At 65.9% G+C, this 23,537-nt stretch carries 22 protein-coding genes, 1 tRNA gene and 1 pseudogene; 18 read left to right on the top strand and 6 right to left on the bottom strand.

What is annotated here, in order from left to right; all coding sequences use genetic code 11:
* Positions 1–54: 54 nt before the first annotated feature.
* The 3 genes from rplK (at position 55) to M3M28_RS10915 (ending at position 3,011) form a co-directional block, all read left to right on the top strand.
* Positions 55–489: a 50S ribosomal protein L11 gene (gene rplK / locus M3M28_RS10925; RefSeq protein ID WP_125106791.1), complete on the top strand. Its 435-nt coding sequence runs from the start codon at positions 55–57 to the stop codon at positions 487–489.
* Positions 490–614: 125 nt separating this feature from the next.
* Complete coding sequence (gene rplA, locus M3M28_RS10920) at positions 615–1,304, top strand: 50S ribosomal protein L1 (protein WP_249386488.1); 690 nt, start codon at positions 615–617, stop codon at positions 1,302–1,304.
* Between the two features lie 282 nt (positions 1,305–1,586).
* Complete coding sequence (locus M3M28_RS10915; protein WP_249386487.1) at positions 1,587–3,011, top strand: MFS transporter; 1,425 nt, start codon at positions 1,587–1,589, stop codon at positions 3,009–3,011.
* 86 nt (positions 3,012–3,097) lie between these two features.
* Here the strand turns inward: M3M28_RS10915 and M3M28_RS10910 are convergent, their stop codons facing one another.
* The gene (locus M3M28_RS10910; protein ID WP_249386486.1) at positions 3,098–4,075 is read right to left on the bottom strand and encodes an NADP-dependent oxidoreductase; all 978 of its coding nucleotides are present in this window, start codon (positions 4,073–4,075) and stop codon (positions 3,098–3,100) included.
* 117 nt (positions 4,076–4,192) lie between these two features.
* On the opposite strand from M3M28_RS10910, the gene M3M28_RS10905 reads away from it, so the two are divergent.
* The 3 genes from M3M28_RS10905 (at position 4,193) to M3M28_RS10895 (ending at position 7,522) form a co-directional block, all read left to right on the top strand.
* Entirely contained in the window at positions 4,193–5,227 is a 1,035-nt protein-coding gene (locus M3M28_RS10905; protein WP_249386485.1) for a 1-phosphofructokinase family hexose kinase, read from the top strand.
* A gap of 115 nt (positions 5,228–5,342) precedes the next feature.
* A complete protein-coding gene (locus tag M3M28_RS10900; protein WP_431193846.1) occupies positions 5,343–6,596 on the top strand; it encodes an IS30 family transposase in 1,254 nt (417 codons plus the stop codon).
* A gap of 101 nt (positions 6,597–6,697) precedes the next feature.
* Complete coding sequence (locus M3M28_RS10895) at positions 6,698–7,522, top strand: YqaJ viral recombinase family protein (protein ID WP_249386483.1); 825 nt, start codon at positions 6,698–6,700, stop codon at positions 7,520–7,522.
* Between the two features lie 29 nt (positions 7,523–7,551).
* On the opposite strand, the gene M3M28_RS10890 is transcribed toward M3M28_RS10895, so the two are convergent.
* Positions 7,552–8,247, bottom strand: a complete 696-nt coding sequence (locus M3M28_RS10890; RefSeq protein WP_249386482.1) for an NAD(P)H-hydrate epimerase — start codon at positions 8,245–8,247, stop codon at positions 7,552–7,554.
* A gap of 61 nt (positions 8,248–8,308) precedes the next feature.
* The gene (locus M3M28_RS10885) at positions 8,309–9,238 is read right to left on the bottom strand and encodes an AraC-like ligand-binding domain-containing protein (protein ID WP_249386481.1); all 930 of its coding nucleotides are present in this window, start codon (positions 9,236–9,238) and stop codon (positions 8,309–8,311) included.
* A 178-nt stretch (positions 9,239–9,416) separates the two neighbouring features.
* Here M3M28_RS10885 and M3M28_RS10880 point away from each other — a divergent pair, with 178 nt between their 5' ends.
* From M3M28_RS10880 to M3M28_RS10850, 7 genes are all read left to right on the top strand, one after another.
* Complete coding sequence (locus tag M3M28_RS10880) at positions 9,417–10,442, top strand: carbon-nitrogen hydrolase family protein (protein WP_249386480.1); 1,026 nt, start codon at positions 9,417–9,419, stop codon at positions 10,440–10,442.
* 413 nt (positions 10,443–10,855) lie between these two features.
* Positions 10,856–11,374, top strand: coding sequence for a 50S ribosomal protein L10 (rplJ, locus tag M3M28_RS10875; protein WP_125106799.1), 519 nt, complete (start codon positions 10,856–10,858; stop codon positions 11,372–11,374).
* A 42-nt stretch (positions 11,375–11,416) separates the two neighbouring features.
* On the top strand, positions 11,417–11,803 hold the full coding sequence (gene rplL / locus M3M28_RS10870) for a 50S ribosomal protein L7/L12 (RefSeq protein ID WP_249386479.1): 387 nt from the start codon (positions 11,417–11,419) through the stop codon (positions 11,801–11,803).
* A gap of 255 nt (positions 11,804–12,058) precedes the next feature.
* Positions 12,059–13,324, top strand: a complete 1,266-nt coding sequence (locus tag M3M28_RS10865) for a hypothetical protein (RefSeq protein WP_249386478.1) — start codon at positions 12,059–12,061, stop codon at positions 13,322–13,324.
* A gap of 244 nt (positions 13,325–13,568) precedes the next feature.
* Positions 13,569–15,011 (top strand): hypothetical protein, encoded by a 1,443-nt coding sequence (locus tag M3M28_RS10860; RefSeq protein WP_249386477.1) that lies wholly within the window; start codon positions 13,569–13,571, stop codon positions 15,009–15,011.
* A gap of 679 nt (positions 15,012–15,690) precedes the next feature.
* Positions 15,691–16,035 carry an LPXTG cell wall anchor domain-containing protein gene (locus M3M28_RS10855; protein WP_249386476.1) on the top strand — a complete coding sequence of 115 codons (345 nt, stop codon included), beginning with the start codon at positions 15,691–15,693 and terminating at the stop codon, positions 16,033–16,035.
* A 68-nt stretch (positions 16,036–16,103) separates the two neighbouring features.
* Positions 16,104–16,188: transfer RNA gene (locus M3M28_RS10850), tRNA-Ser, on the top strand.
* A 119-nt stretch (positions 16,189–16,307) separates the two neighbouring features.
* Here the strand turns inward: M3M28_RS10850 and M3M28_RS10845 are convergent.
* Positions 16,308–17,476, bottom strand: a protein-coding gene (locus tag M3M28_RS10845) for an IS3 family transposase (protein WP_249386475.1) whose coding sequence is annotated in 2 segments (ribosomal slippage) — positions 16,308–17,189 and positions 17,192–17,476 — 1,167 coding nt in all. Because the reading frame shifts where the segments join, the coding sequence is not laid out codon by codon here.
* 73 nt (positions 17,477–17,549) lie between these two features.
* Here M3M28_RS10845 and M3M28_RS10840 point away from each other — a divergent pair.
* A pseudogene (locus M3M28_RS10840) lies at positions 17,550–18,137 on the top strand (IS3 family transposase); the annotation flags it as partial.
* Between the two features lie 141 nt (positions 18,138–18,278).
* On the opposite strand, the gene M3M28_RS10835 reads toward M3M28_RS10840, so the two are convergent.
* Complete coding sequence (locus tag M3M28_RS10835) at positions 18,279–18,851, bottom strand: TetR/AcrR family transcriptional regulator (protein ID WP_249386474.1); 573 nt, start codon at positions 18,849–18,851, stop codon at positions 18,279–18,281.
* A gap of 72 nt (positions 18,852–18,923) precedes the next feature.
* Between M3M28_RS10835 and M3M28_RS10830 the strand changes: the two genes are divergently transcribed.
* The 4 genes from M3M28_RS10830 to M3M28_RS10815 all read left to right on the top strand — a co-directional run bounded on the left by M3M28_RS10830 (position 18,924) and on the right by M3M28_RS10815 (position 22,440).
* A complete protein-coding gene (locus M3M28_RS10830) occupies positions 18,924–19,499 on the top strand; it encodes a dihydrofolate reductase family protein (protein ID WP_249386473.1) in 576 nt (191 codons plus the stop codon).
* 101 nt (positions 19,500–19,600) lie between these two features.
* Complete coding sequence (locus tag M3M28_RS10825; RefSeq protein ID WP_249386472.1) at positions 19,601–20,356, top strand: ABC transporter ATP-binding protein; 756 nt, start codon at positions 19,601–19,603, stop codon at positions 20,354–20,356.
* Complete coding sequence (locus tag M3M28_RS10820) at positions 20,353–22,035, top strand: hypothetical protein (protein ID WP_249386471.1); 1,683 nt, start codon at positions 20,353–20,355, stop codon at positions 22,033–22,035. The genes M3M28_RS10825 and M3M28_RS10820 overlap by 4 nt, the downstream gene beginning before the upstream one ends.
* Positions 22,036–22,119: 84 nt before the next feature.
* Positions 22,120–22,440 carry a HigA family addiction module antitoxin gene (locus M3M28_RS10815; RefSeq protein ID WP_249386470.1) on the top strand — a complete coding sequence of 107 codons (321 nt, stop codon included), beginning with the start codon at positions 22,120–22,122 and terminating at the stop codon, positions 22,438–22,440.
* Between the two features lie 172 nt (positions 22,441–22,612).
* Here M3M28_RS10815 and M3M28_RS10810 read toward each other — a convergent pair whose 3' ends face one another.
* Positions 22,613–23,533, bottom strand: coding sequence for an EamA family transporter (locus M3M28_RS10810; RefSeq protein ID WP_249386469.1), 921 nt, complete (start codon positions 23,531–23,533; stop codon positions 22,613–22,615).
* Positions 23,534–23,537: the final 4 nt, after the last annotated feature.

The raw sequence follows: 23,537 nt of genomic DNA, 5'->3' as shown, positions 1-23,537 counted from the left end.
CGGCGTTGCGGGAGAGGGATGTTCGCAACATCCACTCGACAGAAAGGAAACCACATGGCACCGAAGAAGAAGGTTTCGGGTCTGATCAAGCTTCAGATCCAGGCTGGCGCCGCGAACCCTGCTCCGCCGGTTGGTCCGGCCCTGGGTCAGCACGGCGTCAACATCATGGAGTTCTGCAAGGCGTACAACGCGGCGACCGAGCAGCAGCGCGGCAACATTGTGCCCGTTGAGATCACCGTGTACGAAGACCGTTCGTTCACCTTCGTGCTCAAGACGCCCCCGGCGGCTGAGCTCATCAAGAAGGCTGCGGGCGTGAAGAAGGGCTCGGGTGTGCCCCACACGAACAAGGTCGGCAAGATGACCATGGACCAGGCGCGCGAAATCGCCGAGACCAAGAAGGCCGACCTCAACGCGAACGACATCGAAGCTGGCGCGAAGATCATCGCCGGCACCGCCCGCTCCATGGGCATCGAGGTCACGGGCAACTAGCCCCCGCCTCCCCGAGCTAGCGATCGGGGGAGTGCACACACGCCGCGCCACAGCGCGTGGCCGTACACACTTTCGCGGGAGAGCCAGCCAGCTCGTTCGACCGCACACTCTCAAAGGAGCACAACATGGCAAAGAATTCCAAGGCGTACCGCGCCGCGGCAGAGAAGATTGAAGAGGGCAAGGTCTACGACCTTGCCTCGGCCGCGCAGCTCGCGAAGGACACTTCGTCGGCGAAGTTCGACAGCACCGTCGAGGTCGCACTGCGCCTCGCCGTTGACCCGCGCAAGGCCGACCAGATGGTGCGCGGCACCGTCAGCCTCCCGCACGGCACCGGTAAGACCGCTCGCGTCATCGTGTTCGCGCAGGGCCCGGCCGCTGAGGCCGCCCTCGCCGCGGGCGCCGACGAGGTCGGCAGCGACGAACTCATCGCGAAGGTCGCTGACGGCTGGACCGACTTCGACTCGGCCGTCGCCACCCCCGACATGATGGGCAAGGTCGGTCGTCTCGGTAAGGTGCTTGGTCCCCGTGGCCTCATGCCGAACCCGAAGACCGGCACCGTGACCCCGGACGCAGCGAAGGCTGTCACCGAGATCAAGGGCGGCAAGATCGAGTTCCGCGTCGACAAGCACTCGAACCTGCACTTCATCGCGGGCAAGGCGTCGTTCGGCGCCGAGCAGCTCACCGAGAACCTGCAGGCCGCGCTCGACGAGGTCATCCGCCTCAAGCCGGCTTCGGCGAAGGGCCGCTACGTGCAGAAGGCTGTCGTCTCGACGACCTTCGGTCCGTCGATCCCCCTCGACGTTTCGGCGTTCTAAGCAACGTCTCGCGCTCGTCGCGAGTTCACTGGCCCCGCTTCGGCGGGGCCAGTTTGCGTTTCCTGGCCTGTGCGAGGGCTGGCGGCCGGATGCGCGACTCGAGCCGCGCATCCGGCCTTCGGGAGGCTGTGGGAGCGCGCCTGAGCACGCGAGATAAGGCGGGCGAGGGAATTACCGACGATCGGGTCGGTAATGCGGTAGTGTCTGGCGTGACGAATGTGACGTTCGCCTGAGTCGCGCCACGGTGGCCGACTCGGATTGTCATGACAACGGAGCCATGAAATGTCCAATACCTCTGATATCGACCAGTTGGCGGTGACGAGCCCGGCCGAGCGCCGGCGCGTCCTCGCCGCGACGATCGTCGGCACCACCGTTGAGTGGTACGACTTCTTCATCTACGCCTTCGCGGCGTCGCTCATCTTCAACACCCAGTTCTTTGGGCCGATGGGTGAGGCGATGGGGCCGGCCGGCCCGACGCTGATCTCGATGGCCTCGATCGGCCTCTCGTTCCTGTTCCGCCCGCTCGGCGCGTTCCTCGCCGGCCACTTCGGCGACAAGTACGGCCGCAAGCCCGTGCTCATCGCGACGCTGGTGCTCATGGGCGCGGCGACCGCGCTCATCGGTCTGCTGCCCACCGGCGATCTCGCCGCGATCAGCGCCATCGGCCTGCTCCTGCTGCGCGTGCTGCAGGGTATTTCGGCCGGTGGCGAGTGGGGCGGCGCGGCCCTTATGGCCGTCGAGACCGCCGCCGACGGTGGCCGCAACCGCGCGGGCGCCTGGCCGCAGCTCGGCGTGCCGTTCGGCATGCTGCTCGCGACCGGCATGCTCACGGTGCTGCAGATGACGCTGGGCCAGGAAGGCTTCGTCAACGGCGGCTGGCGCATCGCGTTCCTGTTCTCGGTCGTGCTGATCCTCGTCGGTTACGTCGTGCGCCGCGCGGTTGAAGAGTCGCCAGTGTTCCGCCAGATCTCGAAGATGGCGAAGAGCCAGTCGGCTCCCATTGCTGTCGTGTTCCGCAAGTACTGGCTCATTGTGATCCTCGCCGCGCTCGTCTTCGCGGGCGACAACGCGGTCGGTTACATGCTCGTCGGTGGCATCGTGCAGAAGTACGCGGCGACGCCGCTCGAAGCCGGTGGCATGGTCGGCATGGACGGCGGCCAGGTGAGTCTCTTCCTCAACCTCGCCGCGATCTCGTGGGCGATCTGGACCTACGTCGGCGCCTGGATCGCCGACAAGTACGGCGCGAAGCCGGTGTTCATCGTCGGCTACATCCTCATGATCTTCGCCTCGATCGCCCTGTTCCCGCTCGTCGTCATGGGCGGCGAGAACCCGATCTTCTTCGTGCTCGGCACCTGCCTTCTCGGCATCCCGCTCGGCTTCTGCTACGGCCCGCTCAGCGCCTGGTACGCCGAGGTGTTCCCCGCATCCGTGCGCTTCTCGGGCGTCTCAATCACCTATGCGATTGGCGCGATCGTCGGTGGCGCGTTCGCGCCGCTCATCGTGCAGGCGACCTTCGAGGCGAATGCCGGCCAGTGGCACTGGGCCGCGGTCTACCTCGCGATCATGTCGGCCGTCGGCCTCGTCGGCTCGATCCTGCTCAAGGGCCGCCACGGCATCCCGCTCGGCCACGACATGGAGCACTCGGGCCAGTGGGAGACCTGGAAGACGGGCGACCCGATCCCCGAGGGCGTGCGCACGCAGCACTAGCCCGCGCGCGCTGGCTCGCTCATCACGAGGGCGGCCCCGCACCGAAATCGGTGCGGGGCCGCCCTCGTCGTGCGCGGTCGGCGTGACTATTCGGCAGTGAGGTCGAACACGATCTTGCCGCGCGTGTGCCCCTGCTCGAGCTGCTCGTGGGCCGCGCGCGCCTGGCTGAGCGGGAAGCTCGCGTCGAGGTGCGTCTGCAGGTCGCCCTGGTCGAAGAGCTGCGCGATGGTGGTGAGGATGCGCCCCTCGGGCGAGAGCTTGAGCGTGGATGCGCGCAGCTCGCGGCCCGCGGCCTCGGTCTCCTCGTGCATCGTCGGCCACGAGCCGGTGGGTACGTTCACGACGAGGCCGCCGTCGCGGAGCACCTCGAGCGAGCGGCTGCCCGTGTTGTCCTGCACGTTGCCGATGAGGTCGATGACGACGTCGACCGGCTCGTCGATCGCCTCCTCGAAGCGTTCCGAGGTGTAGTCGATCACCTGGCTCGCGCCGAGATCGGTGAGCCAGTCGTGGTTCCGGCCGGATGCGGTGGTCACCACGTCCGCGCCGTAGAACGCCGCGAGCTGCACCGCGAAGTGGCCGACGCCGCCCGCGCCGGCGTGCACGAGCATCCGCTGGCCGCTGTGGACGCGCGCGGCCTCAACCACCGCGGCCCACGCCGTGAGCGCGGCGAGCGGCACGCCGCCGGCCTCGAGCATCGTGAGCGACTTCGGCTTGTGCGCGAGCGACATGAACGGCACCGACACATAGTCGCCGTGCGCGCCCTGGTAGCGCGGGGTGAGCAGCATGCCGTAGACCTCGTCGCCGGGCTGGAACGGCGCGAGCTCGTACGACGCCTTCTCGACGACGCCGGCGAACTCGCCGCCGGGTACCCAGGGCATCCGCTCGATGGCCCCCGACGCGCCCTTGCCCGCGCGGGTCTTCACGTCGATCGGATTGAGGCCGGCCGCGTGCACGCGCACGAGCGTGTCACTGTTCACGACCTTCGGCATCGGCACCTCGCCGAGCCGCAGAACCTCGGGGCCACCAAATTCATTGACTACAACGGCGCGCATCGTTTCAGACATGAACCCAAGCTTGGCACGTTCGGCTGCGCGCGGGCGGGGCGAAACTGGCCGGGCAAACCGGGTGCGGTGACACGTTCGCGGGCTACGCTGAGCGAGTCCACTGCGAAAGGAACGAAGATGCCTGCTGTAGTTTCGCTCACCCCGGCCCCCGTGATCGATCGCACCTATTTCGTGGAAAGCTTCGACACCGGCAAGGTGAACCGCGCGACCGAGATTCAGGAGTTTCTCTCGGGCAAGGGCATCAACGTGTCGCGCACGCTGCGCATCGCCGGCGTCTCGACCTCGGCAGTGCTGCCGGTCGGGCGCGAGGACGAGCACCTGCTGTTCCGCACGCCGTTCCCGCAGGTGCTGCGCATTCTGCCGGTGCCGGGGCGGATGCGCGTGAACACCGCGATTCTCGAGCCCGAGGGCCGCACGACGAACGTGAACCAAAAGGCCGTGCCGCTGCACGAGCGCGACTGGGATGCCGTGGTCGACATGACGCTGCAGGAGATTCGCGCGCTGCGCGCTGACTGGCTCGTCGTGTCGGGCTCTGTGCCGAAGCTCGTCGAGTCGGGCGAGAAGATCGACTTCACCCGGCTGTTCAGTGAGGCGCGCCGCATCGGCACGCGCGTCGCCGTCGACACCTCGGGCTCGTCGCTCGAGACGTGGGCAACTTCGGGCCTTGTCGACTGCATCAAGCCGAACGCTGACGAGATGGCGACGCTCGTGAAGCGGCATCTCAACACCGTCGGCGACGTGCTCGAGGCGGCGCGCGAGGTGATCGAGCGCGCGGGGCTCGAGGTCGTGCTCGTGTCGATGGGCGGCGACGGCGCGATGGTGGTCACCCGCGACGAGGCGCTGTGGGGCTACGCGAAGGCGCCGCAGGTCGTGAACACGACGGGCGCCGGGGATGCGTCGCTCGCGGGCTTCGTCGGCCACTCGATTCAAGGCCCGGGGCAGCGCGGCGGGCAGGCCGACTACGGCGAGCTGCCCGCGTTGGCGCTCAAGTCGGGGCTGTCGAAGGCCGTCATCTACGGGGCCATGGCGGTGTCGGTGCCGACGACGATCATCGACTCGCTCGACGGCGCCCCGACCGCCGAGATCACGGTGCCCGACCCGGACCGCCCCCTCAGCGAGCCCACCAAGTTCTTCGAAACCCCTTCCGCCTAACCCCGCCCGCCCCGTTGGGTTGCCGTTCTAGGGGGGTTGAGTGGTCGCTTTTTGTAGTGCTGGCGGTGGCGGATTCGTGGGGTGAGTGCAACTCCCTGATTGTCAGGGGTGTTGGATGTATCGGCTTGCGGATCGGGTTCGGGCGATTGAACGGGTGTTAGACGGCACTCCGGTACGGTCGCGCCAGTTGTGGCCAGGGGTGGGCGTGCGAACGTTGTTCCGATGGCTTCGATGGGCAGGAGTACGGATGCAACGAGGGCGACCCAGTGACACCCGCTCGAGTGTGGTGTTTCCCGACCCGATCGATCCGGCGTCCTCGCCGGGCACGGGACACGGCCGGCGGCTGCAACTTGGGGACCGGATACTGATCCAGCTCGGGCTGGAACAGGACCTGTCCCAGGCACAGATCGCGGAATTGATCGGGTTCTCTCGTGCGACGGTGTCGCGAGAAATCTCGCGCTACCAGCTCGTGTTGACCACGGGCGCGGGGCAAGAAACGCAGTACAGCGCCAAACTCGCGCAGTACCGTGCAGACCATGCACGCGCTCGTCCGAAACCCCGAAAACTTGACCACGACCCGCGGTTACGGCGGGTCGTGGTCGGGTTCCTCAACAAGCAGGTGTCCCCGCCACAGATCTCGGCCCGGCTCCCGGTCGAGTACCCGCGGGATGCGGCGATGAGGGTCAGTCACGAAACGATCTACCAAGCCTTGTACGTCCAAGGTGCGGGGTCGTTACGGCACGAGTTGAAGGTCGAACACGCGTTGCGGTCGAAACGTACCGGCCGCAAGCCCCAGTCGAGACTCCCGGCCCGGAATCAACGGCCGTGGTTGGACGGGTACCGACTCGCGGACCGTGATGAGCAACTCGCGGCCGCGCATGCGGGGCGTGCGGTGCCCGGGCATTGGGAGGGTGATCTCGTGGTTGGCCCGAACAATTCCGGGATTGTCACGTTGATGGAACGCGCGAGTCGGTTGTGTCTGCTCGGGCGTCTTCCCGGGGTTCGGGACTCCGCGACCGTGATCGAGGTCCTCACGGGCATGGTCGAGCAACTGCCGGATGCGGTGTTGGCATCGTTGACGTGGGATCAGGGCACGGAGATGGCGCAGCATCGTCAGTTCACGGTCGCGACAGGGTGTCCGGTGTTTTTCTGTGATCCGCACTCGCCGTGGCAGCGGCCGAGTAATGAGAACTTGAACGGGCAGTTGCGGTGGGACTTTCCCAAGGGCACGGATTTCAACCGGGTCACGGACCGGGAGTTGCGGCTGGTGCAAGACCAACTCAACTCCCGGCCTCGTGTCGTGTTGCAGGGCTACACGCCGGCTGAAAGACTTCAGCAACTCATCGATGGAGTTGCACTGACCACCTGAAGCCCCCACCGCCAGAACTACAAAAAGTGACCACTCAACCCCCTACGCCATCGGCGGCGGGGGAGGCGGCCGTTGTCGGCGGGTGGTGGCAAACTGGAGCAATGGTAGTTTTCCGGCCGGCACCCGACGAAGCTCTTTCGTCGACCCGAACCGACGACTACGCGCCGCTCGCTCTTGCCGCGCCGCCGAGCGTCACAAACGCCGCGACCGAAGAGATCGAGGCGAGCCTGCGCGCCCTGAGTGAGCGCGCATCCTTCACCGTCTCCGAGACGATGCCAGCGAGCGAGCCTACCGCGCCCGCGAGTGGCACGCTCTGGCGCGCTGGCCTTGTTGACGAGCTGCTCAACCCGCGCCCCACGGGCGAGCTCGCGGCGCGTGTCGTCTGCGCCGACTCTGACCGCGAGGAGTGGCTGCGCCACCGCAAGGTCGGCATCACCGCGACCGACGCGGCGCGACTCGCAACCCCCGCATCCGTTCGTGCCGTCGTGAACGACAAGCTCTATGGCGGCAGCTTCACGGGCAACGCGTTCACGGAGTATGGCAAGAAGCGCGAGCCCGAGATCCAAAAGTGGGTACGCGAGCAGCACGGCATCGGCAGTTGCGGTTTCCTCATACGCTCCGCCGAGAACCCGCGCCACCTCGCGACCCCCGATGGGCTCGCGCAGCGCGGTGGCGAGGCCCTGCTTGCCGAGATCAAGACGACGAACAAATCGTGGGCGAAGATTCCTCGTAACTACCTGCGGCAGATCTACTGGCAGCAGTACGTGGTGGGGGCCGAGCGCACCCTGTTCGTGTGGGAGCACCACAAGAACTTTGTAGTGCAGGACCCAGAGCCCCGCGCCGTCTGGATCGAGCGCGACGATGCCGAGATCGCGCGCCTCGTTGGCCTCGCGAACGAGGTGCTCGAGCGGCTCGCGCTCTCGTAACTCGAGCTCGCGGCCAGAACGGCGCGAAGCTAGGGCAACTGCACCGCGGGCGTCTTGCCGAGCAGCCCCTGCATTGCACCGATTGGTTCGAGCCACACCTTGCCCGCGAACGACTTCGCGGGTTCGAGCAGCAACCCTGCCTTCAGACCGATAAAGGTGATCGTCAAGTGGGCGCCGAGCACCGCGTCCGGGTCGGGCACCGCACCATCGTCGGGGTCGATACCCGACGGAATATCGACGGCGATGATGAGCGGGTCGGCCTCCGCGGCCGCTGCCTTCACCGCGACCATCACCGAGCGCAGCGGTTCGCGTAAGGCGGGCGAGCCGCCGGCCGCAGCCCCGCCCGAACCGATGCCGAGTACGCCGTCAACCAGCACATCCGCGCCAGCAACTCGGGCCGCGACCCCGGCTGGGTCTTGCTCGAACACCAGCTCGACGCCCGCATCGCGCGCCGCTGCTTCGGCCTTCTCGTGCAGCGTGCCCTTCACCGCGACGACCTCGACCTGGGTGCCCGCGGCGGCGAGCAGCGACGCGGTGTAGGTCGCGTCCGCGCCGTTGTCGCCGCCGCCGGCGAGCACGAGCACGCGCGCCGTCGCCGGGTCGGGCAGCACGCTCGAGATCTGGTCGGCGAGGGCCTGCGCCGCCCGCAGCATCAGGGGCACGCCGCGCTCGAGGAGGGGCAGTTCGGCCTCACGAATCTGGGCTGCCAGGTATCCGATGCGCATGCCCCCATCCTCCCACCCCGCGACTAGCGGATGCGCATGCCCCCATCCTCCCACCCCGCGACTAGCGGATGCGGGGGTGGCGCAGTTGCGACGGCGGTGCGCCGAAGCGTGCCTTGAACGCACGGCTGAAGTGCGCGGAATTCGCGAAGCCCCACGAGTGCGCGAGTTGCGTGAGCGTCACGTCTTTCGGGCACTGCGCGAGGTCGCGGTACGCGCCGTCGAGGCGCCGGTTCCAGACCTGGTTCATGAGCGTGTCGCCGTCGTGCGCGAACGTCCGGTGGATGCTGCTCGGCGACAAGTGCAGCGCCGCGGCGATCGACGCGACGCTGAGCGACGGGTCCCGCAAGTGCTCCTCAAGATGCGCCTCGATGAGCCGACGTCGCGCCGAACCCGCGTCGGCGTCGAGCGGTGCGAGCGCCGCCAACAGCAGGTGCTCGAGCCCCTGCGCCATCGACGACGCAATGGCGGGGCCGACCTGGTCATCGACGTGCTGCAGCGAGCCGAGCGCCGACAGAAACACGCTGCCCACTCCGGCCCCCTCGACGGCGCGCGCGGTCAGCGTTTCGGGAGCGCGCATCCGGTCGAACACCAGCCGCGGAACCTGCACCACAACTTGCTCAAACTCACCGAGCAACTCGAGCCGATACGGTCGCTGCGTGTCATAGGCGGCAAGCGACCCCTGCGCGATCTCGGCGCTCCGGCCGTCCTGCGTCACGACGCACCGACCCCGGGTTTGCACCCCGACCAGGTAGCCAGCGTCGCACCGCGCGGCCGCCACCTCGGAACGCCCGCGCGTCACGAGCTGCGCCGTCGACCGCACCGTCGAAACCTGCAGCCCGCCGAACGACCGCACGTCGATCTCGCCCTCGATGCTGTCGGCGTCATTGCCGGCGATGCAACCGAGGTCGACGAAGGTCTCCGACACTGCCTGATTCCAGAACGCGACGCGCTCGCGCCGCGGAACCCTCGCCGTCGTCAATTTCTTGGCCATGCCCGATTCTAAAGACGCGCAGCGCCGATTGCGCTGTGCTTCTTGCCGAGTTGGTACACCGGATGCGGCGACCTGCGACAACGGGGCAAGCCGGCTGACGCTGTGGGGCAAGCGCCGCATCCGCCGCGAACGTAGCGTCGGCCGCACCAGTTCAGGGCGTTGTGCAAAGGAGTACGACATGACACACCCAGCGTTCAAGGCGGCCGCGATTCAGGCTGCACCTGTTTTTCTTGACCTCGATGCGACGATCGACAAGGCGATTGGTTACATCGCCGAGGCGGCGGCCGAGGGCGCGTCGCTCGTCGCGTTCCCGGAGGTATGGTTCCCGGGCTACCCCTGGTATGCCTGGCTCGACGTGCCGGCCGTGTGGATGCAGAAGTACGCGCAACGCTATTTCGACAACTCGCTTGAGTACGGCACGCCCCAGGCTGATCGTCTCTCGAAGGCCGCGCGCGACCACAACATCATGGTGTCGGCGGGCATCAGCGAGCGTAGCGGTGGCAGCCTCTACATCGCGCAGTGGCTCATCGGCGCCGATGGTCGCACGATCACCCAGCGCCGTAAGCTCAAGCCGACCCACGTCGAGCGGGTGATCTACGGCGAGGGCGACGGCTCCGACCTCGTCGTTGCCGAAACCGAGCTCGGCCGCGTCGGCGGGCTCTGCTGCTGGGAGCACTTCCAGCCCCTGTCGAAATACGCGATGTACGCGCAGCACGAGCAGGTGCACATCGGCGCCTGGCCGAGCTTCTCGCTCTACGAGGGCGGCGCCTACGCGCTCGGCGCCGAGGTGAATACCTCCGCGTCGCGCACCTACGCCGTCGAGGGGCAGACCTTCGTGATCGCGCCGTGCGCGACGGTGTCGCAAGAGATGGTTGACGAGATGTGCGAAACTGACCTGCAGCGCCAGCTGCTCAAAGTTGGCGGCGGCCACGCGCGCATCTTCGGCCCTGACGGCCAGCAGCTGCACGAGAGCCTCGCGCCGGATGCTGAGGGTCTCGTCTACGCCGACCTCGACCTCGGCGCGATTTCGGTGGCGAAGGTCGCCGGCGACCCGGTCGGTCACTACTCGCGCCCTGACGCGACGCGCCTCGTCGTAAACCGCACCCCGCGCATCCCCATGACCGATTCGCTGGCGCCGCGCTCCCGCGACACCGTTGACTCGTTCGCTGAAGAACTCGACGAACTCGAGCAGCCGGTCGAGTAGCACCCCGCCGATCCGGCGCCGCAGCCCCGTCCATCCCAGCCATAGGTGTCGCGTTGGTGTTCGTTCGCGAGAACGGACCCAACCGCGACACCTATGCTTGTTTGGGCACCCCAACGCCGCGAACGAGCGAAGATGCTATTGCGCGCGGGCCACGCGTATGGCTAAACTTGACGAAGCCTTAGACCGCTGGTGCTTGGCGTGTGCCCATTGAGTTCAACTCACGGGCCAGAGTCGAGCGAAAGATCCGCAAGGACCACCCGCGTAGGAAAACGAGCAACTCGCTCCGCGTACATCCGTGTGCGCGTGCCAGCAACGCTCCGACGCCTACGTCGGAGCGTTTTTTCGTGTCATTCGTGCCTAGTGGTGGGATCCCGGCATCCGCCGAGATCTCGCGTACAGACGAGAGGAGAACCATGGCGACCAAGGAGGCAACCGTCGCTGAGCTCGTGGAGCGATTCCAGGGCTCAAACGCCGTTGTGCTGACTGAGTACCGCGGTCTCACCGTTGCACAGCTCAAGGAGCTGCGCCGTTCGCTCGGTGAGAACGCAACCTACGCCGTGGCAAAGAACACGCTCGCCAAGATCGCAGCCAACAAGGCTGGGTTCGAGGGTCTCGACGACAACTTCGCTGGTCCGACCGCTATTGCGTTCGTCACCGGTGAGGTCGTTGACGCGGCCAAGGCGCTGCGCGACTTTGCCAAGGACAACCCTCTCCTGGTGATTAAGGGCGGCTACTTCGACGGTAAGCCGCTCACCCCGGAAGAGGTCAACAAGCTCGCCGACCTCGAGTCCCGCGAAACGCTGCTCGGCAAGCTTGCCGGCGCATTCAAGGCCTCGCTGTTCGGTGCCGCGTACATGTTCACCGCGCCCGCGTCGAAGGCGGTTCGTACCGTCGACGCGCTGCGTGCAAAGCAGGAAGAGACCGCGGAGTAGTCCGTCCCGGACCGCGGCATTTCAAAACTAAGGAGAAACCCCATGGCTAAGCTCACCGCTGAAGAGCTCATCGAGCAGTTCAAGGAGCTCACCCTCATCGAGCTCAGCGACTTCGTCAAGCTCTTCGAAGAGACCTTCGACGTCACCGCTGCTGCCCCCGTTGCTGTTGCTGCTGCTGGCGGCGCTGCTGCTGCTGACGCTCCGGCTGAGGAAGAGAAGACCGAGTTCGACGTCATTCTCGAGGCTGCTGGCGACAAGAAGATCCAGGTCATCAAGGAGGTGCGTGGTCTTACCTCGCTCGGCCTTGGCGACGCGAAGGCACTCGTTGACGGCGCTCCGAAGCCCGTCCTCGAGGGCGCAAGCAAGGAAGACGCTGAGAAGGCCAAGGAGGCCCTCGAGGCCGCCGGCGCCACCGTCACCCTCAAGTAGTTGCTCGCTGCGCACGCAGCTTGAAACTTCGCGCTGACCTTTTCGTCGGCGCACGACCTAGCGGGTCGAGACACTGTCTCGACCCGCTAGGTCGTTTCCGCCGTGGATCGACCGACCTCGAGGTAACGATCCGTGCACGACCGCAAGTTCACCCTTGCCGCTGGCTGGATGCAAGGTGGACGCTTGGTGCGTGCAGGGTTGGGGGATCCTGAGAATTCTGTGCGACCCAAGTCGAATCTCACGAAGGAAGCAATGATGCTCAAGCTCACGAGGCGAGTCGGTGGATTCATCGGGGCCATCGCGATCAGCGTCGGCGGATTGTTCGCCGTCGCAACACCGGCTCTGGCGGCGCCGCTCGACTCAAGCGTGCTGCACCGCCATGCGGAGCCACTCGACGTCAACGATGACGAGACCACGGCGCCGGCCGAGACGCTGGTCGACCCAAGCGACTCCGCGACCGCGACCGCGACGAGCGAACCGGCCGCCACGCCGACTGACCCTGCCGCGCCCGAACCAACCGCGACCACCGAACCGACAGAAACCCTCGGTGAACCGGGCGAAACCGAGGCGACGACGTCGCCGACGACGACCGCCGACCCGAGCGAAGAGGCCGCGGCCCCCGCGTTGACGCTCGCCCAGACCTCGTACACGCCCGAACAATCGGCGGCCGGCATTGGCTGGTCGGTCAGCGGGATGAACGAGGGGGACTCGTACTTCCTCTATGTCAACGGCAACAATGTTGGTGGCAGCGACTCCATGGACAACGTGGCGCATGCCGACGGCAACGCGACGGGAGTCATTGGCTTCGACAGCCTGCAGAGCGATGGCTCGCCGCTCTTCGCTGAAGTTGCCACGGGCGTGGCGGCGCCGGTTGGCGACTACATGCTCGAGGTGCGCTTCGAGGATGCTGCGGGCAACCTGACGGGCTCGGTGACAGCCGCCTTCGTGGTCAGCGAGGATGTGCCGACGAGCCCCTTCGATCCCAGCGTCTGGGTGCCGGCTGCGTCGGTGCTGCAGAGCGAAAGCCTGAATGGCGTCGCCTACGTTGGCGAGGGCTGGCAAGCCGGGGTGATCGATGCTTCGGTGACGCTGCCCGATGGGTCTACCGTTGCCCTGAATCCGATCGAGCCGATGGCCGACGGCTCCTTCGAAGACGCGCTCGTTTACTACGCCATTGATGAGGAGACAGGCTTGCCTGGCAAGACCCTTCCGTTCCCAGCGGGCACCTACATCATCACGGTCTCGCAGGCCGGCGTCGAGCGCAGTGTGAGCTTCGAAATTATTGACGAGGGGCTCTCGGGCAACGGCGACTGGCAGAACCCGGGGCCCAAGGCTGGCGACGGGCCGAATGCACCATCCGACCCGAGTGCAGCAACGGATGCGGTTGGCGCCGCTGACGTGCTGGCAAACACGGGTACGAACCAGGCGGCATTGACCGGGATGCTCGCGGGGGCGGGCGTGCTGATCGCGGCTGGTGCAGTCTTCCTGCTCATGCGCCGATTCCAGTCGACTGACTCGTAAGGAAGTAGAACCGATCGACGCGAAAGTGGCCGCGGCGGATGCGCCGGCCACTTTCGCGTCGGCTGTTGGCTAGCCGATGCGTACGCATATTGGAAGTCATTCTGTGGGTGCGTTTGGAAACATCTCCGTTACGAAACTGTTGCATCTGAGTGCCGCCTGTGAAACTGTGGACGGGTGCAGGGTTGGGGAATCCTGAGAATCTGCGCATACGCAACCGCATCCTCAAACAAGAGAAGAGACAACGATGACCGCTTTCTCAAAGCGCATTGCTGCCACTGCTGCCGCGGCAGCGCTGACCGCTGGTGGCGTGTTTGCCGTCGCCACGCCGGCATTCGCAGCGACCACCACGCCGACCGCCACTGACGATGCCGCCGCGGCGCAGCTCGTTGTTGACGCCTCGTCGCTGGAGACCGGTACTACCGCCGTCAACTGGGCCGCGACTGGCCTCGAGCCGGGCACCACCTACACCGTTCAGCTTGAAGCTCCCGAAGGCTCGTTCGATGTGCCGGCCACCGGCGGTAACGAGTACGTCGTCGACGAGGACGGCACTACCTCGGGTGAGATCACCTGGAACGACAGCTCGGCTTTCACCGACGGCGACTACACCCTGACGTTGACCCCGGCTGAGGGTGACCCCATCACCGTGGCCTTCGTCGTTGGCCCGCAGGCCACCGAGACGCCGGAGCCGACCGCGACCGCGACGCCGACGGCGACTCCGACTGAGACAGAAACTCCGGAGCCGACCGAGACCACGCCAGCCGAGGACCCGACCGTCGTGGTGTCGGAGGACTCGCTCGAGTCGGGCACCACCGCCATCAACTGGGCCGCCGCTGGCTTCACGCCGGGCGCCGAGTACACCGTGACCCTCGTTACCCCCGAGGCGGAGTACGAAGTTCCTGCGATCGACGGCAACGAGTACGTCATCGCGGAAGACGGCAGCACCTCGGGCGAAATCTCGTGGGAAGACAACCGCGCGTTCACCGACGGTGACTATGTCATCGTGGTCGAGAACGTTGACGGCACCGAGTCGGCCACTGTGTCGTTCGTCATTGGTGAGACCGAGACCCCGGAGCCCACCGAGACCGAGACTCCCGAGCCGACCGAGACCGAGGAGCCGACTCCGACCGCAACCGAGACCGAGGCTGAAGAGGCCCCGGCGCTCGGCATCGAGAAGGACACCTACACCCAGAGCGAGACGCTCTCGGGCGTCAACTACGCGGGTGCCGGCTGGGCCCCGGGCGTTGAGATCACTATCGAGGTGACCGAGCCGAACGGTTCGACCACCGTCATCTCGCCGGTCGGCGACCCTGAGTCTGACATCGCGGTCGACGAGAACGGCGAGTTTGCCGGCACCGTCACCTACACCACCTACGAGGACACGAACGGCAACGGTCAGTATGACGCCGGCGAGCCCAGCTCGTCCGAGGTTCTCCCCGTCGGTGACTACACCATCACCGCCACCCAGGACGACGTGACCGAGACCGTCGCGTTCTCGGTCGTTGCCGACGCCTCGGAGTCGATCCCGGCTTCGGACGGCGAGGGCACCTCGAACAACGGCGGTAGCAACGGCGACTCGCTTGCCGTGACCGGTGCTGACGACGCTGCGCTGCTCGGCATGCTCGCCGGTGGCCTCGTGCTGGTCGCCGCCGGTGCGACCACCATGGTCGTGCGTCGCCGCCAGAGCTAGTAGCTCACGAGGTCTGGGCGGCTAACGCTCAAATCTGACGAGGTGGGATGAAGAGAAGGCTCTTCATCCCACCTTCGTCGTTTCCGGGTTGGGCGGGGCAAAAGAATTTTTATTACTACGCACGAAATGCTGTGAAAACTCTCCAAGGTCGCTAATATATCGATTAGGTAACTTTGCCTTTTCTGGCTCGATGAGATTGGACACCGACATGCCCGCATCACGGCGTGCCACCGGCGCACTCGCCCTTGCGGTCGCTGGGGTGTTCGGCAGCTTCGTGGTTGTCGGTCTGTCTTTCGATCCTGCTTCCGCTGCCGAGCCAGCGGGTGCAACCAGTGAGACGCAAGTCTCTGAAAACTTGGTAGCGGACGAGCCCGGGGCGACGACGGTGCCCAATAGCGCCTCGTCGGTCACCGGCGTCTCAACCGAGCCGGGATCGACCTCGGGCGGCGACTCAGATGAGGGCTCTACCGGAGGTCCGACGGGTGGTGCTACGGCCACCGGCGACCCCGACCCCGGTGAGACGACGACCCCTCCGGTGGAGACAACGACGCCGCCCACTGAAGAGCCGACGAGTCCGCCTGAGACTCCCACGCCGACCCCCGAGCCGACCGAACCCGTCGAAACGGGGGGAACGACGCCCGATCCGGGGGTGGAGGAGCCGGCACCCGAGCAGCCCCCCGTGGATGAGCCGATCCGGCAGGAACCCGGCGGGCCGACCGGTGCTCCCGAGGCTGGTGGCGAGGTAGGCGAAAACATTGTGCCCGTCGAGCCAGGCCACCGCGGCGGACAAGACTCCACGAGCGACAACGGCACGCGCCCAACCGTGAAGCAGAGCCCGACCACCGGGCCGAGCTCTGCATCCGATGTCGATGTGTCGGCACCGACACCGTCGGCAACCCCTCAGGCCGACGACCTCGCGAATACGGGCGTGAACGGCAATCTGATCGCGGTCTTCTCGATCGCGGCGATCATCGTCGCGATCGGCACCGTCCTGCTGCGACGTCGTAACGGTCGTAACGCCTGACCCCACGTGGCACGGGCGGCCCGCGCATCTGTATGATTGACCGATGTGCCACGTTCGCGTGCACACCTGGAGGATTCGCCTAGTGGCCTATGGCGCACGCTTGGAAAGCGTGTTGGGTGCAAGCCCTCAGGGGTTCGAATCCCCTATCCTCCGCAATGTGTCCTGAGTCGCGACATAGTTTACGAACTAGTCGCGGCTCAGGATTTTTTTTGTTGCCTTGGGTGTTGACGGTTGACGTGGGGGTCTGCTGAGCGGATAGGTGACAGTTGGGGTTAGGCCGCGAGGGCCAGGGTCTGGTTCATGATGGTCTCGAACTCGACCGGGGTCAAACGGCCCAGGCGGTCCTGCCTGCGGCGCCGGTGATAGGTTCGTTCGATCCAGGTCACGATCGCGTTGCGCAGTTGTTCCCGGGTGGCCCAGGAGCGGCGGTTGAGGACGTTCTTCTGCAACAGCGAGAAGAAGCTCTCCATGGCCGCGTTGTCGCCCGCGGCTCCCACTCGGCCCATCGATCCGACCATGCGATGACGGGCAAGCTCGCGCATCACCTTCCGGGAGCGGAACTGGGATCCCCTGTCGCTGTGGACGATGACGCCGGCGACATCGCCGCGTAACGCGGCGGCGTTGCGGAAAGCGTTGACGACGAGGCGGGACTTCATCCGCGAGTCGATCGAGTAGCCGACGATCTTGTTGCTGAAGGCGTCCTTGACGGCACAGAGGTAGAGCTTGCCCTCGGCGGTCTTGTGCTCGGTGATGTCCGTCAACCAGAGCTGGTTCGGGGCATCCGCTTCGAACTGGCGCTGCACGAGGTCGTCGTGGACAGGCGGGCCTGCCTTCTTGCCCTTCCCGCGGGCCCGGCGCTTGGCTAACGCTGACCACCAACCGTTCTGGGACGCGATCTTCCATGCGGTCCGGTCCGACATGACCTCACCCGCTTCGCGGGCCTCGTCGGCCAGCAGCCGGTGCCCGAACTCCGGGTCGTCGCGGTGTGCGTCGAACAGCGCGTTCGCGCGATACGCCTCCGTCAGCTCCGCATCGGTGATCGGCTGCTGGAGCCAGCGGTAGTAGGGCTGGCGGGCGAGCTTGAGGACCCGGCACGTCACCGCGACGGGAATCCCATCGGCGGCGAGCTCCTTCACGAGCGGGTACGTCATTTTCCCGGGAGATGCGCCTGCGCGAAATACGCCGCCGCACGACGGAGCACCTCATTCTCCTGCTCCAGCAGCCGGACCCGCTTGCGCAGCTCCCGCGCCTCATCGGCCTCGGCCTTCGTCGTCCCGGGTTTGGTGCCGGCTTCGACATCGGCCTGACGGACCCAGTTCTGCAGGCACGTCTCGGAGATTCCGAAGTCCGCCGCGATCTGACGCAACGGCACACCGGTATCGCGGCCCAGAGCGACGCGCACCACGTCGTCACGGAACTCGCGGGGATAGGGCTTGGGCATGAGAACATCCTTCCAGCAGCACCCTCAGGCACCACAGATCAGGTGGCACCTATCCGTTCAGCAGACCCGGAAACGGGCCGGTGACCTGCTGAATCGTGACTTCACCACCCCTGCTCCGAACCGGGTCTGGGTCACCGACTTCACCTACGTCCGCACCTGGGCGGGGTTCGTCTACGTCGCGTTCGTCGTCGACGTCTTCGCCCAGCGAATCGTGGGCTGGCACGCCTCCACCTCGAAGCAGACCGACCTGGTCATGACCCCGCTGCGCATCGCGCTGTGGCACCGCGAGAGGGAAGGAAACCCGGTCTCACCATGAAACTTGATCCATCACAGCGACGCTGGGACTCAGTACACCGCCATTCGACTGACCGAGCATCTCGCCCTCGAGGGCATTGCCCCGTCGATCGGGACCGTCGGCGACGCCTTGGACAACGCGCTGATGGAGACGATCAACGGGCTCTACAAGACCGAGTGCATCCGCACCACCGTCTTCCACGCCGGCCCCTACCGGACCCTCGCGGACGTCGAGTTCGCGACCGCCGGCTGGGTCGACTGGTACAACAACCGCCGCGTCCACGGCTCCCTCGGGATGCTCACCCCGATAGAGTTCGAGACGCTGCACAACGAGGCCCTCACCCGGGAGCCCGAACCCGCAAAGTAGCGGCAGAGAACCTGGGCCGATTCACATCGACAAGCTGGGCCCACGGTATGAGCAATCCTGAGACTCGGAGCTGAACAGATATGTCTGAGGGTGCGGACGAAGGGCTCGGAATCGCGCCGGGTCGGGGAAACAGTCAGGTACTCATTCGTCGGGGAGCAGTCCGGTCACAAGATCATCGATGACGTCATCGCTCGAGATGTCCGGGGCGATCGGGGTGGTCAGCAGGTCGAAGAGCAGGCCGTCGATCGCGTAGTGAAAGAGCGCGATCTCCCTGCGTCCGCCGGGCAGCCCCATCGACTGGTTGAACGCGATATCCGCCTCGAAGTTCGTGCGAAGCCACGGCGTGAGGACGGCGGAGAGGTCGGGTCGCCGTGCGGAGTCGAGTCGTAGTTCGAACAGGGCGCGAGCGATGTCGGGTTCGGCGGTCAGGCGTCGCACGATGTCGCGCATGTAGTCGGCAAACAGAGCTCGCCCGCGTGGTTGTTCGGCGCGCTTGGCCAAATCATCCGGCGTGGGGGCGAGGCGAGTTCCGATCCTCTCGAACAGGCCCGCGAGGAGCGCTTCCCTGCTCCGGAAGTAGTTCGTCGTCGTCCCGGTGGGGACGCCCGCTTCCTGGTCGATGGCGCGGTGGGTCAATCCGCGGGATCCTTCGCGTGCGAGTACGGTGATGCCTGCATCCGCGAGCGCGTTTCGGCGTGTGTCGTTCTTGGCCATGAGGAGAGACTAGCGCAACCACTGCAGATGATGTAGTCTCACAACCACTGCAGATGCTGTGATTGGAGAATGATGCGAGAACTGACCTATTACGTCGCCGTCAGCCTGGACGGATACATCGCCGGACCCGGCGGTGAGTTCGACACCTTTCTTGCTGCCGGCGATCACATGGGGCCGATCTGGTCCCGCTATCGCGGCACGGCTCCGACGCAACTGGCCGAGGCGGCCGGACTTTCGGTCGCTGATGGGCCGTTCGACACGGTCCTCATGGGGAAAAACACTTACGCCGCTGGACTACCGCACTTGCCAAACCCGTATCAGCACCTGCGGCAGATCGTCTTCACGAGCACGCCGTCACAGCGACCGGAAGGAAGTGACGCCGTTGAGTTCACCACGGCCGATCCGACAGCGGCCGTGCGTGCACTCAAACAGGAGGACGGGCTGGGCATCTGGTTGTGCGGCGGCGGTGCGCTCGCCGCAACGCTCATCGAGGAGATCGACCGGCTGGCGCTGAAGATCAACCCTGTTCTGCTCGGCGCGGGCATCCACCTGCTCGGGTCTGCCGGCTACTCACCGACGACATGGAACCCAATCCGCACGGAGGCGTTCGAGTCGGGCGTGATCTTCGCCGAGTACGTGCGCGCCTGAACCGAACGCGGCATACGGCATACGGCATACGGCATACGAAGCAACATCACGCTTGTGGACGCCGTTCCCGTTTACCTGACGTCATCGGAGGAACAAGAAACATGAGTACGATGCCCTCACCAGCAGTGCGTTTGTCGGGCTTGAGCATCCGTTTCGGTGATCGCGTTGCCGTCGATGCGGTCGACCTATGCGTGCCGGAAGGCATGTTCTTTGGCCTTGTGGGGCCGAACGGTGCAGGGAAATCGACGCTCCTGTCGATGATCGCCGGCATCCTCGCCCCCGACGCCGGGAGCGTGGAGATCGCCGGGTTCGATATCCGCCGGAGTCGAGAGCAGGCACTGGAGGTCATGGGGCTCATGCTGGAAGGATTCTCCCTTCCCGAACGGCTCACCGGCAGCGAACTCCTGGAATACACCGCCCGGTTGCGCGGCATCGGGAGCGAGGCGCGCGAACGTGCTGTGGACCTTCTTGAGATCCTTGAGCTCGACAGGTCGCCTTCGACATTGATCGTCGACTACTCGACGGGCATGCGCAAGAAGATCGGACTGGCGGTCGCCATGATGCATCGGCCTCGCGTCCTGGTGCTGGATGAGCCATTCGAAGCCATCGATCCGGTGTCCGCCCTGGCGATGGAAACGCTGCTCGGCCAGTACGTCGACGGTGGAGGGACGGTGTTGCTGTCTAGCCACATTATGGACGTGATCGAGCGCAGCTGCGAGCGGGTCGCCGTGATGAACGACGGGCGTGTCCTCGCTGAGGGCACGATCGACGAGGTGTCTGCCGAGGGCACTCTCGCCGAGACGTTCATACGCCTCGTCGGTGCTCCTCCGAATCGCGACATCGGGTGGCTGCGATGAGACATCGTATCGACTTCATCTCGTTGCGTTGGCGGGTCATCCGCCGCGGCCCGAACGACGAGCGGGTCTTCGGCCTGATCGCCGGACTCATCGCTGCCGCAGGCGTCATCGCCGTGGCGGCTCTCACCTGCGCTGGAGATCTCGATCCAGGCTGGCTCGCCGTTGCTATCTCACTCCTCGGAGTGACATGGCTGCTCGGCCCGGTCCTGTTGCCGGGCGTTGCTCCGATGATGGACCCACAGTGGTTCCGCACGCTCCCACGACCGCCGGTGCGTATCGCCAGGGAGATGTCGGCCAGCGAGGCGATGAGCGTGGGAACCGTGATCACCACAGCTGCTCTGCTCAGCTTCGTCGTGGTCGCCGCGCCACACGGGCCTGGCGTCATCGCTGTCGCCGTCTTGGCGGTAGGAGCACAGATGCTTTTCCTGGTGTGGCTGGGGCGGTGCGCATCCGCCTTGGTGGCCCGTTCGCTCCGCTCGGCCTGGGGCGTCAGGACAGCGGTCTTCCAGATGTCCGCGGTGCTGGCGCTCTCCTTCGCCGGGTGGGTTCCCTTGTTCGCGGTGGTCCTGCCGAACCTTGGTGACGGAGATGTCACGATCCACACCCCACCGACCGTGGCCATCGTACCCGGATCTCTCGTGACGATCCTGCTGACCCTTCCTACCGGGTGGGGTCTCGTCGCGGTGAACGCAGCGATGTCAGGGGCGGCACCGGCAGCGATCGCTGCACCCCTTGTCGGCACCTTGGCCTGTGCGCTGCTGCTACGCAGAGCATGGATCGAACTCACCGCACGCACGTTGCGCCAACCGCCTCGGACCGCGCGCTCGGGCATTTCCGTGCGTGAGCGTCGCCGCGTCCTTGTCGCGTGGCCGGACAGCGCAATCGGGGCCGTCGTTGCGCGCGAGGTCAAGACCTGGTTCCGCGACCCGCATCGTCGCCTCGGCCTCGGGCATGCGTGGCTCACGCCCGTTCTCATGGTGGTCCTAGTGGCTCCCAGCGGTTGGGTGTGGGTCCTCCCGTTCATCGGTGTCGTAGCGGCGGCAATCGCTGCGATGGCCGCTGTGAACACGTACGCTCTCGACGGCAAGGCACTATGGCAGATCCTCACCACGCCCGGCGCCCTGCGCGCCGACATTATCGGACGACAGGTCACGTGGATGCTGCTCTTCGGCCTACCAGCAATAGTCGGCACGATTGCCCTCAGCATCGCCAGCAGGTCCCAGTTCGGTCCGCTCGCGGTCGGTATGACTCTCGCCGCGACCGGTGCCGGGTGCGCGACCGCACCACTGCTCAGCGCGCTGATGCCAGCCATCGGAGCAGACGCGAGAAACCGAGCTGCGACCTCGGACAACGTCGGCAATCCCGCCGGAGCGCAATGGACGATCTTCACCGCTGTAGCCATCGCGGCAACCATCCCGCTCATCCCCGCCGGTCTCACCGTGGCCGTACCATCCTCGGTCGCACACCTGGCCGTCGGCGCGATCGTCGGCTCGCTCACGCTCCTGCTCGCGCTACCTCTCACGCGTGCATGTATCGAACGAACGGGCCCAGCGCTGCTCGCCGCAATGGCCGCCGGAGACCCTACGCGTCACAGCGCAGGACAACGGCGTGCCCCTCAGTTCGACGCTGGCGCGATTCTGCGCAGCAAGGACACTAATCGCATCTGGCATGAGCCATAACGTCAAGCGAGTCGATCGCGCGATGCAGCGAGCGAGTCTGCGCAAGCTTGAGCTGATCCATGCGGCGAAGGACGTTGAGGGCGGATGTCGAACTCGCCGCCTGCCATTGACGCCGACCTGATGGAGCCGATCCATCCGGGAGAGCTCCTGATGGACGACTTCAGCAAAGGGTTCGTGATCACACAGAATAGGCTGGCAGTGTCGATCGGAGTGCCGCCGCGGCGGATCAACGAAATCGTGCACGGTAGAAAGGGTGTCACGACTGACAGCGCGATCCGACTCGCGCGGTGCTTCGGCATGTCCGAGGAGCTGGGGATGAACCTGCAGTCGAACGACGAGCTGCGCCTTGAGCGGCGAGCCCTGAGCGACCAGATCGCCGCGATCAGGCCCCTGGATGTCGCGTGAGCACTGTCCCTGAATCGAACGAAGGCGACGCAGCGCCGACAGCTCGTACCCGTCGCTCAACGCTTGACGATGCAGCAGCGCTCGTGGAATCTCAGGTCGAGGTGTGAAGCGCCCTGAGTTTGTTGGAGGCTCCTGACCATGCCGATCGCGCCGAATGCAGCGGCTCTAATGATCAGATGTGGTCTTTGTTTCTCGGTTGCGGAAGTTGACCGGCGACCATCGCGATGAGTGCGGCGGCGAAGCCGAGAAGTTGGAGTGGAGTCAGGCCTTCACCTGCGATCGCGACGCCGAGCACCGCCGCTACGAGCGGAGAGAGCAGGCCGAGCAGGGCGGTCGCCGTCACAGGCAGACGCCGGATGCCGGCGAACCAGATGGTGTAGGTCAGCAGTGCCCCGATCAATCCCAACCAGGCGTACCCCAGCACAGCCTTGCCGTCGATACCGGGCGGAATACCGTCGATGAGCAGAGTCGGCAACAGCAGGACAAGACCGGCCGCGGTGAGTTGCCACCCGGCCAGACCGACTGCGGATACCCCATCGGGGCGCCCCCACTTCTTCGTCAGCACCACGCCGATGCCCATCGACACGGCGCCGCCCAAGCCCGCGAGGATACCAAGAGGCGACATCGCAGCGTTCGGGCCGAGGACGACGAGCGCAACGCCGATCATGCCGAGCATGCCCCACGTGACTCGCCAGAGCGAGAGCTTCTCGTGCAGGATCGCCACGGCGAGGAGCGCGATCACGATGGGCTGGGCCGCACCCAGCGTGGCTGCTACTCCGCCTGGCAGCTGCTGGGCTGCGAGGAAGAGCAGCGGGAAGAATGCGGCCATGTTCAAGGTGCCGAGCACGAGGCTCTTCCACCACCACGAACCGTGCGGCAACTGCCTCGCGATCAGGTGCGCGATCAGACCTGCGGGAAGCGAGCGCATCATCGCGGCGAAAAGAGGATGCCCCTCGGGCAGCAGGTGCGTGGTCACGATGTAGGTGGTGCCCCAGGCCATCGGGGTCAGCGCAGTCAGTATCGTCCAACCCACTCGGCGCGTCGATCTTGCCTGCGCGCTTGGAGGCGTGCGGGGTGAGGTCGTGATGCTCATGGTT

It is taken from the genome of Gulosibacter sediminis (assembly GCF_023370115.1).
GTDB classification, from domain to species: domain Bacteria; phylum Actinomycetota; class Actinomycetes; order Actinomycetales; family Microbacteriaceae; genus Gulosibacter; species Gulosibacter sediminis_A.
This window is presented reverse-complemented; position numbering and strand designations above follow the sequence as displayed.